The organism is Pseudarthrobacter ribosi (assembly GCF_055412865.1).
In genome coordinates this window covers 252,150-265,979 of the sequence record NZ_JBVAYZ010000005.1, presented here as the reverse complement: position 1 = coordinate 265,979, position 13,830 = coordinate 252,150, and the positions used below count along the sequence as shown (strand labels likewise).

Sequence of the window (13,830 nt, the reverse complement as noted above, 5' to 3'; positions counted from 1 at the left end):
GCTCCCGCACCAACATTCGAATCACGACTTTTCCCTTAGTTGGGCCCAGGAGCTTCCCATGACCCGCCTGTTCAATGAACCAGCAGCCTTCGCTGACGAGATGATCGAAGGCTTCGTCGCCTCCCACGGCCGCTGGGTGAAGCGCGTTTCCGGCGGCGTCGTCCGCAACACCAGGAGCACGCCGGATACAGTGGCGCTCGTTATCGGCGGCGGCTCCGGCCACTACCCGGCATTCGCCGGACTGGTGGGGCAGGGCCTGGCGCACGGCGCTGCAATGGGCAACCTGTTCGCGTCCCCCTCCGCCCAGCAGGTCTACAACGTGGCGAAAGCCGCCAACAACGGTGCCGGCGTGCTTCTGGGCTACGGCAACTACGCCGGCGACGTGCTGCACTTCAACCAGGCCCAGGACCGCCTCCGCAAGGAAGGCATCGACTGCCGCAGCATCGCCGTCACCGACGACGTCTCCTCCGCCCCGCTGGCCGACCGCACCAAGCGCCGCGGCATCGCCGGCGATCTGACCGTCTTCAAGGTGGCCGCTGCCGCCGCGGAAGCGGGCTATTCCATGGACGCCACGGTGGACATCGCCGAGCGCGCCAACGACCGCACCCGTTCCTTCGGGGTCGCCTTTACCGGCTGCACGCTGCCGGGCGCCGACCACCCGCTGTTCTCCGTCCCCGCGGGCCGGATGGCCGTGGGCATGGGCATTCACGGCGAACCCGGCATCGGAGAAACGGACATCCCGACGGCGGACGAGCTCGCCGAACTCCTCGTCGCCAAACTCCTCACCGAAATCCCCGAGGGAATCGAAGCCTCGGCCGGCGCTTCTGCCCGACCGCGGGTGGTCCCGATCCTGAACGGTTTGGGCAGTGTCAAGTACGAAGAACTCTTCGTCGTCTACCGCCGCGTCGCCCAACTCCTCGCCGCAGCCGGCCTGGACGCGGTGGACCCGCAGGTGGGCGAGCTCGTCACGAGCTTCGACATGGCCGGCACCTCCCTCACCCTGTTCTGGCTCGACGACGAACTCGAGACCCTCTGGACAGCCCCCGCCGACGCCCCGGCCTTCCGCCGCGGCGCCGTCACGGCCGCCGCCCTGGACAGCACCGATTCGGCCGAGGTTGCCGACGTCGAGCTGTCCATACCGGACGCGACGGAGGAGTCCCGCGCCGGTGCCGCCCGTGTCCTCGCCGCTCTCGGTGCGGCGAAGGCCGTGGTGGACGCCAACGCCGACGAACTGGGCCGGATCGACGCGATCGCCGGCGACGGTGACCACGGCATCGGGATGGAACGCGGCGTCCGCGCCGCCGTCGAGGCCGCCACGGACGCCGTCGCCCGGGGCGCCGGCGCTGCAACGACCCTGCACTTCGCCGCGGACGCCTGGGCCGACAAGGCCGGCGGCACATCCGGGGCCCTCTGGGGCATGGCCCTGCGGGCGGTCGGTGACGCAGTGGGCGATACCAAGGCTCCCGACGCCGGCGCTGTCGCCGCCGGAGTCGCCGGCGCCGCCGCCGCGATCATGGACTTCGGCAAGGCCAAGCCCGGCGACAAGACCCTCGTCGACGTCCTCGTCCCGTTCCGCGACGCCCTGGCATCCGGGGTAAGGGCCGGGAAGTCCCTCACCGAGGCCTGGGGCGCCGCCGCTGTGACTGCGGAGCAGGCCGCCGAGGACACCGCCCAGCTGCTGCCCCTCATGGGCCGCGCCCGTCCGCACGCCGAGAAGAGCCTCGGCACCCCCGACGCCGGTGCCGTGTCCATGGCACTGATCATCCGAGCCATCCACAACACGCTCATCGAGCGGACAACCATAAAGGAGAAAGCATGAGTGCCAAACTGCGCCTGATTGTTGGAGCCGACGACGCCGGTTTCGAATACAAGGAAGCCCTGAAGGCTGACCTGGAGGCCTCCGACCTGGTCGAATCCGTCACCGACGTCGGGGTGGACGCCACCAGCCACACCCCCTACCCGTCCGTGGCCATCGCCGCCGCCGAACTGATCGCCGCCGGCCAGGCGGACCGCGCCCTGCTGGTCTGCGGCACCGGGCTCGGCGTGGCCATCGCCGCGAACAAAGTCCCCGGTGTCCGTGCCGTCACCGCGCACGACAGCTTCTCGGTGGAACGCTCCGTCCTGAGCAACAACGCCCAGGTCCTCACGTTCGGCCAGCGCGTCGTAGGACTGGAACTGGCCCGCCGGCTCGCCCGCGAATGGCTGACCTACACCTTCGACGAGACCTCCGCCTCGGCCGGAAAAGTCACCCTGATTAAGGACTATGAAGGTGTCACTTCCTAATAACCCCGCCGCTGGCGGGACAGCCCCGCCCAAGGCCATCATCGGAGTCAGCCTGAAAATGTACTTCGGCTACCAGCGCTCAGTGGACTACTGCCGCGACGTGGCCGCCATCGCCTTCGCGCACCCGGCAGTCCAGAACGGCGACATCGAACTCTTCGTGCTGCCCACTCTGCCGGTACTGCCCGAAGCGGCCCGCATCCTCGGGACCGCCGGGGCAGCCGCCGGTGCCCAGGACATTTTCTGGGAGGACGAAGGCGCGTTCACCGGCGAGGTCGGCGGCAAAACCGTTGCTGAACTCGGCGGCCGGTACGCGGAAGTGGGCCACGCCGAACGCCGCCGGATCTTCGGCGAGGACGACCGGATCATCGGGCTGAAGACGGCCGCCGCCTACCGCAACGGCCTCACGCCGGTCCTGTGCGTCGGCGAACGGCAGCGGGGATCCGTGGAGGAAGCGGTCGCCCGCTGCTCCGCGGAGATCGACGCCGCCCTTAACCGCGCGCAATCGCTGGGGCCCGCCGGCCGGACCATCGTGGCCTACGAGCCCCAGTGGGCCATCGGCGCCCCGGAACCCGCGACGCCGGAGCACATCAGCGCCGTCATCACCGGCCTGGACGCGCACCTGCGCTCCCTGACCGGCCAGGCGGACAGCCGCGTGATCTACGGCGGCAGCGCCGGGCCCGGCCTGATCACCCGGCTGGACTCCGCCGTCGCCGGCCTCTTCCTGGGACGCTTCGCGCACGACCCGAAAGCGCTGAAGACCATCCTGGACGAGGCAGCCGCGCGGCTTACCGCGGCGCGGGCGGCGGCATGAGCCGCATCGCACCGGGCTCACGAATAGGCCTGAGCAGCTACGCCTTTTTTTGGCAGCTCTCGGACAAGGTGTCCGAACCGCTCAGCATCCACGAGGCCCTGGAGCGGACCGCGGACCTGGGCGTGGACCTGTTCCAGGTCTGCGACTACGCCCCGCTGGAAGTCATGACGGACTCCGAACTGGAAGCCGTCCGGGCCACCGCGGACCGGCTGGGCATTTCCCTCGAACTCGGCACCAAGGGCATCCGGCCGGAACACCTGCGGAAATTCCTGCACATTGCCCGGATCCTGGGCTCGCCCCTGCTGCGCACCATGTTCAACGTCCCGGGCCACACCCCGACGGCGGAGGAAGCGGCGGCGATTTTCGAGGACGTGCTGGCGGAGTTCGAGGCCGCCGGCGTGAAGATCGCGGTGGAAACCTACGAACAGGTGCCCACGTCACGGATCCTGGACGTCATCCGCCGCGTGGACAGCCCGTACCTGGGCATCTGCAGCGACCCGGCCAACACGGTCGCGGCGCTGGAGATGCCCCGCGAGGTCATTGACGCCGTCGCGCCGTACGTCCTCAACATGCACATCAAAGACTTTGCGTTCAGCCGCAAGGACGGGTGGGTCGGATTCACCTATGCCGGCGCGCCGCTTGGCGAAGGCCTGCTCGACTACGAGTACATGGTCAGCAAGTTCCAGCCCCACCAAAGAAATATCAACCAGATCGTCGAACACTGGCTGCCGTGGCAGGACTCCGAGGCGGAAACCATACGCCTCGAAAACCAGTGGACCCAGCACAGCATCGAATTCCTAAGGAGCAAGTGAAATGTCAGCAGAAAAATTGACCGTCGCCGTCGTCGGAGCCGGTGGCAAGATGGGGATGCGCGTTTCCCGAAACCTGCAGAAGAGCGCCCACACCGTCTTCTACAGCGAGAACTCCCCAGCGGGCCAGGAACGCGTCCGCGCCGAGGGCCGCGAAATCACCTCCACTGAGGACGCCGTCAAGGGCGCCGACGTGGTCATTCTCGCCGTCCCGGACACCGTCCTGGGCGTTGTCTCCCAGGGCGTCGTTCCCCAGATGAAGGCCGGCGCAATCCTGCTCACCCTGGACCCCGCCGCCGCCTACGCCGGGCTGCTGGCAAAGCGCGACGACGTCGTCCAGGCAGTCGCCCACCCGTGCCACCCGTCCGTGTTCCTGGAGCGCACCACCAAAGAAGAATGGGCCGACACCTTCGGCGGCGAAGGCGCACCGCAGAACGTGGTTGCCGCGATCGACGAGAACGCGCCGGCAGCGACCCGCGAGTCCGCCGAAGCCGTCATCCGTACCATCTACGCCCCCGTCATCGACGTGCACTGGGTGACTGTGAAGCAGCTCGCCATCCTGGAGCCCACCCTGGTGGAGACCGTGGCCTGCATGATCGGCACGCTGCTCAACGAGGCGCTGCACGAGACCGTGCACACCGCCGGTGTCCCGGAGGAAGCCGCCAAGGCTATGCTGTTCGGTCACGTGCAGATCGCCCTGACCAACGCCCTCCGCGGATCCAACCCGTTCTCCGAGGCCTGCGAAATCGCCATCCAGTACGGCAAGGACACCATCATCAAGGACGACTGGAAGAAGATCTTCAACGACTCGGAACTCGATGGCGTCATCGCGAAGATGCTGAAGCTGGACGCCGTCAAGCGCTAAGTCCGAAAATGTGACGGCCCGGCCTCCGGCTCCCCGCGAGGGCCGGGCCGTCAAAGGTGCGGACCGCCGGGCCGGGTGTGGGTCACGCCTCCCAGCACCGGCCCGCGGCCAGCGTCCGCTCAGGAGCGCTTGTTAGGGTGGAGGCATGAAACTTCGCCTTGCCGCCCTGTCTGCCGCCACCCTGATGATCGCCCTGACGGGCTGCGGCCAGGTGCAGGACGCCGCAAACAAGGCCGTCAGCGACGGCGCCTCCCAGGTTGCCACGGCGGCCGGGAGTGAAGTGAAGAAGCAGGCCTGCACACTCGTCGAGGACGGCCTGGTCAGTGTCCAGGACAAAGAACTTCTGGGCGGCCTGGTCGCCGGTGCCGAGACCGCGGGCGTTCCCGCCGAGATCACCACCCCGCTGCGCGAGATCGCCGACTCCGGCGACCAGGTTCCGGCCGATTCCGTCAAGGCCCTGCAGGACGCCTGCGCCAAGTAGCCCTTCCGGGCCCGGCCGCGTTCTAGCGCTTGCCCTTCTTCCGTGACCCCTTGCCGCGGCCCTTGTCCGGGTTGGGCGCGTAGCGCTGCGCCACCTTGGGCTTCTTGACCGCGGGACCGCGCCGGTCCGGCTTCGGTTCCTTTTTCGGCTTTTCCAGCTGGGCGGACGGCTGGCGGGAGCTCGCGGCGGTCCGGCCCCGGACAATCCCGATGAACTCCTCAATCACCTCGTCCGTGCTGTCGCTGGGCCATGCCACGGCGATCTCCGTCGTCGGGGCCCCGGTGAGCTGGCGCGCCACGGTGCCTTTGACATTGAAGTGGCGGGCCACGGACATCGGCAGGATCACCAGGCCGGCCCCGGAGGCCACCACCTGCAGGGCCAGCTCCGGTCCGCCGAGTGCGGCGACGTCCAGGAACGTCTCGTTGGACAGGTCGGCGAAGGGCACTTCCTCGAACACGGAGATCTCGTGCCCCTTGGGCGCCACCACCACGGGTTGTTCCTCGTAGAGGGGGATGACGCTGAGGCCTTCGCGGTCCACCGGCAGCCGGACGAAGCTCAGGTCCGCGGATCCGTCGCGCAGCACGGTGAGCTGGGCGCCCTCGTCGGACATAAAGGAGCGCAGCGGAACATCGGGCATCCGCTCTTCCCAGCGCCGGGTCCACTTGCCGGGCGTCACGCCGGCGACGTAGGCGAACCGCAGCTCCCGCACTGCATCTTCGGCCGGGACGGCGGCGGTTTCGTCGGGGGTCTGGGGTGTTTCTTCTGCTGCGGACACATGTTCACAGTACCGCCCGGACTGTCGCACGGCGGGTGTCAGCGCTCAGCGCCGGTGCCCAGCCGCCCTGTGGCCAGATACCCTTGAAGCATGACCTCTGCAAACTCCCAGTCCATGAAGCCGGCCACCGTTGCCAAGAAGCTTGGCATCTACCTGCCCGCAACACCCCAGGAGTTCCAGGATTCGGTCATCACCCGCGCCGATTTCGCCGAGCTCCAGGCCAACCCGCCGGAGTGGCTCGCCGAACTGCGCCGCAACGGCCCGCACCCCCGCCCGGTGGTCGCCCAGAAGCTCAACGTCTCCATCAGCGGCCTGGCCCGCGGCGGCGTTGAGGAAGCGCTGACGACGGCGGAAATCACCGCGCTGCTGCAGGCCCCGCCGGCGTGGCTGGTCGCCGAACGCTCCACCCATGCTGCCGTCCGCGCCGAGGCCCAGCGGGTCAAGGACGAGGCAGCGAAGAAGGACGCCAAGCAGGCACGCACCGCGGCCGAGTAGCCGCGGCTGCCTTCAGGGCCCGGGCTGGATGCCGGCCGGGGGTCGGTGCTGCCTCAGTCCTGGTGGAGTTGGACGAAGTTGCCACACCCGTCGTCGAACACCGCTGTAGTGCCGCCAGGGCCGTCGGAAGGCTCCTCCTGGAAGATCACGCCCTTGGCCGCGAGCCGCTTGGACTCCGCCCGGACATCGGTCACCCCGAAGACGATCGCGGGCAGCCCGGCGTCGTGGCATCCGTTCATGTAGGCGGCCCCGATCGGGTTGTCGCTGGGCTCCAGCAGAAGCCCGACTGATCCCCCGCCGGACCCGGCCGGGTCCTTCACGATGTACAGATTGTGCTCCGGTATGTCCAGGAGGCTCTCAAAGCCCAGGGTTCCGGTGTAAAACTCGAAAGCGGCGGCGGGGTCCTTGACGTGGATACTGCACATTTTCAGTCGCATGGGCCCTAGGCTACGCCGGGACGGAGCCCGCTGTGAACCGGGCCCGCCGGGGCGGGCTATCGCACAGTTCCGGGACCATTGACGGCCCGCCTCCAATGGATTCCAATGGAATCAGCGGAACCGCGCCCGTCCGGGCCGGTCCCTGGAGGTGTTGGAATGCCGTTCCTGTTCGAGTCCGCCCCCATCGCGCTCTGGCAATTGCTGGTCCTGGCCGTCATCGTCGTGTGCGCATCCGGAGCTTCGGTCTATCTCATCCGCAAGCATGTGGCCGCCGCCAGCGACGGCCTGCCCGATGCCGCGTTCTGGGACGTCTTCGCCGGACTCGCCATCGTGGCGCCGGCGGTGATCCTCCCCGCACTGGCGGCACCGTGGGCCGGACTACTGCTTGGTGTTCTCGCCGTAGCCGCTGCCGCCGCCTCCTACTTCTGGACCCCCAGGGTCTTCAGCCGGCGCGCCGCCCGCCAGGCCTCCCGGGACATGGCGGCCAGCAACGAGGCGGCCGCGGCCCGGCACCGCCGCGTCCTGGCCCGGTGGCAGCGCTACGAACTGGACCCCGCGCACAGCATCGATTACCCCGCGATGAGCGACGCGCGGCAGCCCGAGACGGCCGCCCTGATCCGTGCGATGAAGGCCGCGGAGCAGCTCCGCGGCGGGACGGACGCCGGATATGCACCGGCGGTTGACCGGCTGGAACAGGCCCTCGCGGACGCCGAACGGGCCGCCGGTGTCGGGCAGGACATGCCGGCCCGGCCCGCCGGATTTACCAGGGTGGATCCGGCCCACGGCTGATACCCGGAAGGAAGCACCATGGCAGACTTCACCATCATCGGCAGCGGCAACATGGCCCGGGCGATCGGAACCCGCGCCGTGGCGGCGGGCCGATCGCTCCAGATCCTCAGCAGGTCCCAGGAACACGCGGCAAAACTCGCGGCCGAACTGGGGGGAGACGCCACGTCCGGAGGACTGGGCGATATTCCGGAGGGTGACATCGTGGTGCTGGCTCTCTACTTCGGACCGGCCCGGGAGGTCGCCACGCACTACGGTGACACCCTGAGCGGCAAGACCGTGGTGGAGATCAGCAACCCGGTCGATGCGGACACCTTCGATTCCCTCACCGTGGAACCGGGGTCCTCGGCCGCCGAGGAGATCGCCGCCCTGCTGCCGGGGGCAGAAGTCGTCAAGGCCTTCAACACCACGTTCGCGGGACCGCTGACGGCCGGGGCGAAGGGCGGGATGCCACTGGACGTTTTCATCGCCACGGACTCCGAGGAGGCCGCCAACAAGGTCGCGTCCTTCGCGGCCGCCGCCGGGCTGCGGCCCCTGCGGGTGGGCGGGCTGAGGCATGCCCGGGAGCTGGAGGGATTCCAGCTCCTCGTGATGGCCCTGCAGGCAAACCCCGCCTACCAGGAATTCACGTGGTCCACGGGACTCAAGATCATCGACTAGGCCGGCGCAGGGCCTAGAGTTCGACCGTGCCGCTTTCGCCCACGCTCATCCGGCTGTGGGTGACCTTGGACTTGACCCACTGCAGCACCGTCGCGGCGGTTCCGCCCGGGCTGGTCCAGTATTCGGCGGAATCGGAATCGACGTGCAGCAGGACCACCTCCGGGGTGTCCGGGCCGTCCGGGAACCAGGCCTCGACCATCTGGTTCCAGAGCTCGTGGATCTTCTGGCGGTCGGTGACGACTTCCGCCGTTCCGGCCACCGACACCCATTCCGTGCGTTTGCCGAAGGAGACGTTGACGCGCGGGTCCGCCCGGACATGGGCCACCTGGGAGGTGGTGGCGGATGTGAAGAACCACATGTCGCCGTCGTCCTTCACGTCCTGGACGGCCAGCGGTCGGCTAACGAGTGCGCCTGATTCATTGACGGTGGTGAACATCCCGATCCGCGAATCGTTGATGATGTCCGTAACTTTGCTGATGTTTTCTGCGTCCGACATGCTGTCACCTCGTTCTGGTTGCGAACGGGGGAAGGTCCCCCTCCCGCCAGCCTATTGGTAAGTTTGCTTACTTTCCAGTGGCTGCCGGAAGAAGGACCTTCCCGGTGTTGTGCGGCGCGGCCTAGTAACCCGTGGGCAGGATCTTGCCCTTGAAGAACTCCGGGCGGATCTTGGCCATGACCAGCATGAGCACCACGCCCAGCACGATCACGCCCATGCCCAGGATGAACACGAGGCCAATGCCGCCGACGGATGATCCAGAACCATACGCCGGGTCCATGGAGTCATAGGCGGTCTTGACGAACATCACCAGCAGGATGACGCCGCCCAGGAGCGGGGCGAGGAACTTGAAGAAGAATGCCTGTGCCCCGCTGAACGCCTCGCTCCGGAAGAACCAGACGCAGGCCAGGGCGGTGATGCCGTAGTAGAAGCAGATCATCATGCCGAGTGCGGTGATGGTGTCCCACAACGCGTTCTCGGACGTGGTCCGGGTGATCACGTAGAACCCCGCCGCGGCGATGGCGGCCGCGATGGTGGCGTAGCTCGGGGACTTGAAGGTAGGGCTGATCCGGCCGAACTTGGCCGGCAGCGCCTTGTAGTGGCCCATCGCCAGCAGCGTCCGGGCCGGTGAGACGAACGTCGACTGCAGGGATGCGGCCGAGCTGCTCAGGATGGACAGGGACATCAGAATGGCGAACGGACCCATGACCGGTCCGGCGAGGACGGCGAAGATGCTGCCCTGGTTTTCCGGGTTTCCGGCGCCCAGGCCTTCCTGACCGACGCCGGCGTACGACAGCGTGGCCAGGGCGACCGTCATGTAGATGATCACGATGACGAGCACGGTGACGGTGGCCGCCCGCCCCGGGGTCTTCTCCGGGTCGCGGGTTTCCTCATTCATGGTCAGGGTGACGTCCCAGCCCCAGTAGATGAAGATCGAGAGGGAGACGCCCGCGGCGAAGGCCGAGAAGGATTCGACGGCGAATGGGTTGAACCACTCGGGGGTGATCGCCGTGGCATCGAAGGCCGTGCCGTTGGCGACGTGGCTGAAAGCGGCGACGGAAAACCAGCCGAGCACAAGGAGTTGGAACGCGACCAGCACGTACTGCACACCCTTGGTGGTTTCCATGCCGCGGTAGGAGATCCAGCAGGCCAGCGCAATGAACACGAGGGTGGTGGCGATGTTCAGCGGCAGGTTCAGGGTCAGGTCAGCCAGTTCGGGGTTGCCGAACAGCTGGGCCAGCATGAGGTAGAAGAAGTCCACGGCCACGGCGGCCAGGTTGGAGAGCACAATGATCGTCGCGGCGATCAGTCCCCAGCCGCCCATCCAGCCGATCCAGGGACCGAAGGCGCGCGAGGCCCAGGTGAAGGAGGTTCCGGCGTCGGGCATGGCGTTGTTCAGTTCCCGGTAGCCGAACGCGACGAGCAGCATCGGGATGAAGCCCACCAGGAAAATGGCCGGCAGCTGGACGCCGACTTCGGCGACCGTCGGGCCCAGGGCCGCGGTCAGCGTGTACGCCGGGGCGATACAGGACACACCGATGACGACGGCGCCGATCAGGCCTATCGATCCGGCTTTGAGGCCCTTGGCGCTCAGTCCTGCGTGGGTGTCGTGCGGGGCCTTGGCCGCCGCGTGTTCGGTACTCATTGGGGTGCCTCTCCGGACGTGTCATTCGACAGTGGGTGGTTCTGGTGCTTGAGTTCGTAGCCGCTAGGCACCACGAGCATCGGCACGGGCAGCGCGCGGAGGATCCGGTTGGCCGTGCTGCCCAGGAAAATGGCGCGGGCCTGGGCCAGGCGGCTCGACCCGATGACCAGGACCTCGCCGCCTTCCCAGTCGAGGCCGTCCACGGCCTCTTCGATGCTCCGGCCCTGCGCGACAACGACGTCCGTCCTCGCCGCCAGCTGGACGCCAGTCGGGCTGACCGGCACCGCTGCCGCGACGGTCTTCTCCGCGTACTCGCGGGCGGCCGCAGCCGCGGTTGAGTCGCCGCCGTCGAGCGCGAGCAGTGACACTACGCGCAACGGGACCGCCCGGTTCGCCGCCATGCCGATGGCGAAGTCGAGCAGCTTTTCGGCTCCCGTCCGGGTGCCGAGTCCGCAGCTGACGCGGGTCAGGGCCTCCTGGCGGTAGTAGCCGTGGGGTGCCAGGGCCACCGGAACGGTGGATGCGTGAAGGAGTGCGCTGGCCACCGAACCGATGGTGAACCGCTTAAACAGGCCGGCGCTGGTGGCCCCAATGACCAGGACGTCCGCGCCGAGTTCCTCGGCCGCCTCGATGAGGGCCTGGGCGTCGGAGTCGCCGCTGCGGATGTGCGCCTGCGCCGGAACGTCGGCCGGGACGAGGGCCAGGGCCTCGTCGAGCCACTGGCGCGCCTGCTCGTTCAGAAGGTTCTCGAAGCCCGCCTTGGGCGCATGGGCGGCGCCGAACTGCTGGACTTCTGGCACCACCAGGACGAGATCCAGGCTGGCACCGCGGCCGCGTGCCAGCGCTACGGCCAGGTTAACGGCATCGTGGCCTCTGGCATTGGCTGAATACCCCACTACGTAACGCATCTGGCCGATCCTTCCTGAACTGTCGGGTTGGGTGGGAGGTCCGGGCTAATGCGAGGCCACGGAGCTGCGGTCTGCGGCTGTCACGATCCGGGCCGCCGTCTGGCGTCCCATCCGGACCGCGCCGTCGACGTGCTGGTAGCCCTCGGCAGCGAGGTCCGAGGAGGACCAGTAAATCGGGCCGACCGGGGCGTGCTGGTCCTTGCCATAGCGGTGCAGTCCGCCGAGGTCGTAGCTGGAGGCATAGGCACCGCGGGTCCATTCCTCGGAGCCCCAGTCCGATTCGTAGTAGACCTCCGGCTCGAGGGCCTTGTCCCCCAGGAATCCGGCCATCGATTCGAGGATGGCACGGCGGCGTTCCCCGGCGCTGAGCTCGAACACGGCATCGGCCTTCTCATCCGAGACGAAGCCCACCAGCGTGCCGCGGATGTCCTCGTGGTTGGTGTTGTCGTAGACCTCCTGGACCAAGGCGCCGGCGCCGAAGCAGGTTCCGGAGAGACCGTCCTCGCGCCAGAACGGGGTGCCGTAGACGGCGTGCACCTTGATGACCAGTCCGAGTGACTGGTGCTGGTGCATCTGGTGCTGGCGGCGCGGCAGCGGCGGGTTGAAGGAGACCCGGGAGTACAGGTTCGGCGGCACGGCCATGATGACGAAGCGCGCCTTCACGGTGGCGCGCTCCGAAACAGCCGTCACCCGCTGGGCTGTCTCTCCTCCTGCCGAGACCGGCGCCCAGTCGATGGTGCGCACCGGGCTGTCCAGCACGACGTCGTCACCCAGTTCGGCGGCGAGCAGCAGGGAGAGCTGCTGCATTCCGCCGATGACGCGCTTGTCCAGGATGAAGTCCTCGTCGGTGAGGTGGGTGAAGGATCCGGCGGAGGCGGCCATCAGCACTGCCTGCAGCGCGGAGAAGGCGTGCGCGGGCTTGGTCAGCATTCCGCCGGCAATGAAGAGCCCGATGTTGTTGCAGGCCTCCTCATCCGAGGAGTTCTCCCGCAGCCAGTGGTGGAAGGAGATGGTGTCCAGCTCGCGGGCCTTGGGGTGCGCCCACGGCTCGGTGGGGCCGATCTCGTCGGCGAGGGAATCCAGCAGGGCGGTGAGCTTGTCCATTTCGGCGGCGGTGGTTTCGCTGACCGGGAAGGTATCGCCCGTGTAGAGGGTGCGCTTGCCGTCGGAACCGATGTAGACGGATTTGCCGTCGCGGTAACGGGAGTACGTCTGCAGGCCAAGCTCGTCCAGGAGCGCCAGCAGCTCGGTCTGGTCCGGGGAGACCCACTGGCCGCCGATCTCCAGCATGGCGCCGCCGATCGTGTCGGTCCAGGTGCGGCCGCCGACACGGTCGCGCGCCTCCAGGACGGCCACGCTCAGGCCGGCCTTCTTCAGCTCCCGGGCTGCGGTCAGCCCTGCGGGGCCAGCTCCGACGATGACGACGTCGCGGTCAAGTTCAAGCATGATGTCCTCCCTGTGGCCGCTGTAGTGATGCGGACCACTAAATGAATGTCGTTCATTTACGATAGACTATAGACCCCTCGGAAGCATCGGGGAAGACCTCCAGACCAAGAAACTTCTCCGGGAAAGTGCCCGTAAAGTAGGGGCACAATGGGAGCATCCAGGACATCGACCGCAGAAAGGCCAGCCATGCCGGCATCAACCAGCGCCGCTGCCGATCCGCACCGCCACGATGCGAAACCGCGCCGCCGGGTGGGCAGGCCCGCGGCCGCCGTCCTCGACCAGGACGGCATCACGGCGGCGGCCCTGCAGCTCATCGGGAAGAGCGGCTATGACGGTTTTACGATGGCTGCCCTGGCCCGGACGCTGAACGTGGCGCCGTCGGCCCTGTACAACCATGTCTCGTCTAAACGCGACGTCCTGGTGCTGGTGCAGGACCACCTGACGTCGTTCGTTGATGTGTCCGCCTTCGAGGCCGAGCCGTGGGACCAGGCCGTGCGCAGTTGGGCCTGGAGCTACCGCGATGTGTTCTCCAAGCACACGCCGCTGATTCCGGTGATCGCTGTGCTCCCGGTGACCGACGCCCCCAAAACGCTGGCCATGTACGAGGCCGTCAGCGCCGGGTTCGTCCGCGCGGGTTTCGCGCAGGGGCTGATCGTGTCCGCGATCGTGGCACTGGAGTCCTTCATCTTCGGCTCGGCCTACGACGTCACGGCACCGGCGGATATTTTTGACTCCGGCAGCATGGCAGACTCGACGCCGAACTTCACCGCGGCCGTCATGCAGCAGGACCTGGAAGGCTACGACAAACCCGCCGACGTCGCCTTCAACTTGGGCCTGGAGGCGATGATCGGGCGCTTCGGGACGCTCCGCGGCTGACCCCGGCGGGGCCGTCTGTCACCTGACCCTAGGGAACGGTTGTTTCAGGAATCCGCG

At 67.8% G+C, this 13,830-nt stretch carries 16 protein-coding genes; 10 read left to right on the top strand and 6 right to left on the bottom strand.

The window, feature by feature from the left end:
* Nucleotides 1-58: 58 nt before the first annotated feature.
* From ACZYZ5_RS07780 to ACZYZ5_RS07755, 6 genes are all read left to right on the top strand, one after another.
* Entirely contained in the window at nucleotides 59-1,819 is a 1,761-nt protein-coding gene (locus tag ACZYZ5_RS07780) for a dihydroxyacetone kinase family protein (protein WP_463900641.1), read from the top strand.
* Entirely contained in the window at nucleotides 1,816-2,283 is a 468-nt protein-coding gene (locus ACZYZ5_RS07775) for a ribose-5-phosphate isomerase (RefSeq protein WP_463900640.1), read from the top strand. Before ACZYZ5_RS07780 ends, ACZYZ5_RS07775 begins: the two co-directional genes overlap by 4 nt.
* Nucleotides 2,270-3,094, top strand: coding sequence for a triose-phosphate isomerase family protein (locus ACZYZ5_RS07770; RefSeq protein ID WP_463900639.1), 825 nt, complete (start codon nucleotides 2,270-2,272; stop codon nucleotides 3,092-3,094). The genes ACZYZ5_RS07775 and ACZYZ5_RS07770 overlap by 14 nt, the downstream gene beginning before the upstream one ends.
* Nucleotides 3,091-3,906, top strand: coding sequence for a sugar phosphate isomerase/epimerase family protein (locus ACZYZ5_RS07765; RefSeq protein ID WP_463900638.1), 816 nt, complete (start codon nucleotides 3,091-3,093; stop codon nucleotides 3,904-3,906). Before ACZYZ5_RS07770 ends, ACZYZ5_RS07765 begins: the two co-directional genes overlap by 4 nt.
* Before the next feature lies 1 nt (nucleotide 3,907).
* Entirely contained in the window at nucleotides 3,908-4,768 is an 861-nt protein-coding gene (locus ACZYZ5_RS07760) for a phosphogluconate dehydrogenase C-terminal domain-containing protein (protein WP_463900637.1), read from the top strand.
* Between the two features lie 145 nt (nucleotides 4,769-4,913).
* On the top strand, nucleotides 4,914-5,249 hold the full coding sequence (locus ACZYZ5_RS07755; protein WP_463900636.1) for a hypothetical protein: 336 nt from the start codon (nucleotides 4,914-4,916) through the stop codon (nucleotides 5,247-5,249).
* A 22-nt stretch (nucleotides 5,250-5,271) separates the two neighbouring features.
* Here ACZYZ5_RS07755 and ACZYZ5_RS07750 read toward each other — a convergent pair whose 3' ends face one another.
* On the bottom strand, nucleotides 5,272-6,024 hold the full coding sequence (locus ACZYZ5_RS07750; RefSeq protein WP_463900634.1) for a LysR family substrate-binding domain-containing protein: 753 nt from the start codon (nucleotides 6,022-6,024) through the stop codon (nucleotides 5,272-5,274).
* Nucleotides 6,025-6,114: 90 nt separating this feature from the next.
* On the opposite strand from ACZYZ5_RS07750, the gene ACZYZ5_RS07745 reads away from it, so the two are divergent.
* The gene (locus ACZYZ5_RS07745) at nucleotides 6,115-6,519 is read left to right on the top strand and encodes a DUF5997 family protein (protein ID WP_463900633.1); all 405 of its coding nucleotides are present in this window, start codon (nucleotides 6,115-6,117) and stop codon (nucleotides 6,517-6,519) included.
* A 53-nt stretch (nucleotides 6,520-6,572) separates the two neighbouring features.
* Here ACZYZ5_RS07745 and ACZYZ5_RS07740 read toward each other — a convergent pair whose 3' ends face one another.
* Nucleotides 6,573-6,956 (bottom strand): VOC family protein, encoded by a 384-nt coding sequence (locus tag ACZYZ5_RS07740; protein WP_463900631.1) that lies wholly within the window; start codon nucleotides 6,954-6,956, stop codon nucleotides 6,573-6,575.
* A gap of 156 nt (nucleotides 6,957-7,112) precedes the next feature.
* Here ACZYZ5_RS07740 and ACZYZ5_RS07735 point away from each other — a divergent pair, with 156 nt between their 5' ends.
* Nucleotides 7,113-7,745: a hypothetical protein gene (locus tag ACZYZ5_RS07735; RefSeq protein ID WP_463900629.1), complete on the top strand. Its 633-nt coding sequence runs from the start codon at nucleotides 7,113-7,115 to the stop codon at nucleotides 7,743-7,745.
* Between the two features lie 18 nt (nucleotides 7,746-7,763).
* A complete protein-coding gene (locus ACZYZ5_RS07730; RefSeq protein WP_463900627.1) occupies nucleotides 7,764-8,402 on the top strand; it encodes an NADPH-dependent F420 reductase in 639 nt (212 codons plus the stop codon).
* A 13-nt stretch (nucleotides 8,403-8,415) separates the two neighbouring features.
* Here ACZYZ5_RS07730 and ACZYZ5_RS07725 read toward each other — a convergent pair whose 3' ends face one another.
* The 4 genes from ACZYZ5_RS07725 to ACZYZ5_RS07710 all read right to left on the bottom strand — a co-directional run bounded on the left by ACZYZ5_RS07725 (nucleotide 8,416) and on the right by ACZYZ5_RS07710 (nucleotide 12,897).
* A complete protein-coding gene (locus tag ACZYZ5_RS07725) occupies nucleotides 8,416-8,898 on the bottom strand; it encodes a pyridoxamine 5'-phosphate oxidase family protein (RefSeq protein ID WP_463900625.1) in 483 nt (160 codons plus the stop codon).
* 121 nt (nucleotides 8,899-9,019) lie between these two features.
* A complete protein-coding gene (locus ACZYZ5_RS07720) occupies nucleotides 9,020-10,543 on the bottom strand; it encodes an APC family permease (RefSeq protein WP_463900623.1) in 1,524 nt (507 codons plus the stop codon).
* Nucleotides 10,540-11,451: a universal stress protein gene (locus tag ACZYZ5_RS07715; protein WP_463900621.1), complete on the bottom strand. Its 912-nt coding sequence runs from the start codon at nucleotides 11,449-11,451 to the stop codon at nucleotides 10,540-10,542. The genes ACZYZ5_RS07720 and ACZYZ5_RS07715 overlap by 4 nt, the downstream gene beginning before the upstream one ends.
* 45 nt (nucleotides 11,452-11,496) lie before the next feature.
* The gene (locus ACZYZ5_RS07710) at nucleotides 11,497-12,897 is read right to left on the bottom strand and encodes a flavin monoamine oxidase family protein (RefSeq protein ID WP_463900619.1); all 1,401 of its coding nucleotides are present in this window, start codon (nucleotides 12,895-12,897) and stop codon (nucleotides 11,497-11,499) included.
* Between the two features lie 186 nt (nucleotides 12,898-13,083).
* Here ACZYZ5_RS07710 and ACZYZ5_RS07705 point away from each other — a divergent pair, with 186 nt between their 5' ends.
* Nucleotides 13,084-13,773 (top strand): TetR/AcrR family transcriptional regulator, encoded by a 690-nt coding sequence (locus tag ACZYZ5_RS07705; protein ID WP_463900618.1) that lies wholly within the window; start codon nucleotides 13,084-13,086, stop codon nucleotides 13,771-13,773.
* Nucleotides 13,774-13,830 lie beyond the last annotated feature (57 nt).

Coding starts and splice junctions, on each gene's coding strand:
- ACZYZ5_RS07780 (WP_463900641.1), top strand. CDS start 59: ATGACCCGCCTGTTCAATGAACCAGCAGCCTTCGCTGACGAGATGATC.
- ACZYZ5_RS07775 (WP_463900640.1), top strand. CDS start 1,816: ATGAGTGCCAAACTGCGCCTGATTGTTGGAGCCGACGACGCCGGTTTC.
- ACZYZ5_RS07765 (WP_463900638.1), top strand. CDS start 3,091: ATGAGCCGCATCGCACCGGGCTCACGAATAGGCCTGAGCAGCTACGCC.
- ACZYZ5_RS07760 (WP_463900637.1), top strand. CDS start 3,908: ATGTCAGCAGAAAAATTGACCGTCGCCGTCGTCGGAGCCGGTGGCAAG.
- ACZYZ5_RS07755 (WP_463900636.1), top strand. CDS start 4,914: ATGAAACTTCGCCTTGCCGCCCTGTCTGCCGCCACCCTGATGATCGCC.
- ACZYZ5_RS07745 (WP_463900633.1), top strand. CDS start 6,115: ATGACCTCTGCAAACTCCCAGTCCATGAAGCCGGCCACCGTTGCCAAG.
- ACZYZ5_RS07740 (WP_463900631.1), bottom strand. CDS start 6,956: ATGCGACTGAAAATGTGCAGTATCCACGTCAAGGACCCCGCCGCCGCT.
- ACZYZ5_RS07735 (WP_463900629.1), top strand. CDS start 7,113: ATGCCGTTCCTGTTCGAGTCCGCCCCCATCGCGCTCTGGCAATTGCTG.
- ACZYZ5_RS07730 (WP_463900627.1), top strand. CDS start 7,764: ATGGCAGACTTCACCATCATCGGCAGCGGCAACATGGCCCGGGCGATC.
- ACZYZ5_RS07725 (WP_463900625.1), bottom strand. CDS start 8,898: ATGTCGGACGCAGAAAACATCAGCAAAGTTACGGACATCATCAACGAT.
- ACZYZ5_RS07720 (WP_463900623.1), bottom strand. CDS start 10,543: ATGAGTACCGAACACGCGGCGGCCAAGGCCCCGCACGACACCCACGCA.
- ACZYZ5_RS07715 (WP_463900621.1), bottom strand. CDS start 11,451: ATGCGTTACGTAGTGGGGTATTCAGCCAATGCCAGAGGCCACGATGCC.
- ACZYZ5_RS07710 (WP_463900619.1), bottom strand. CDS start 12,897: ATGCTTGAACTTGACCGCGACGTCGTCATCGTCGGAGCTGGCCCCGCA.
- ACZYZ5_RS07705 (WP_463900618.1), top strand. CDS start 13,084: ATGCCGGCATCAACCAGCGCCGCTGCCGATCCGCACCGCCACGATGCG.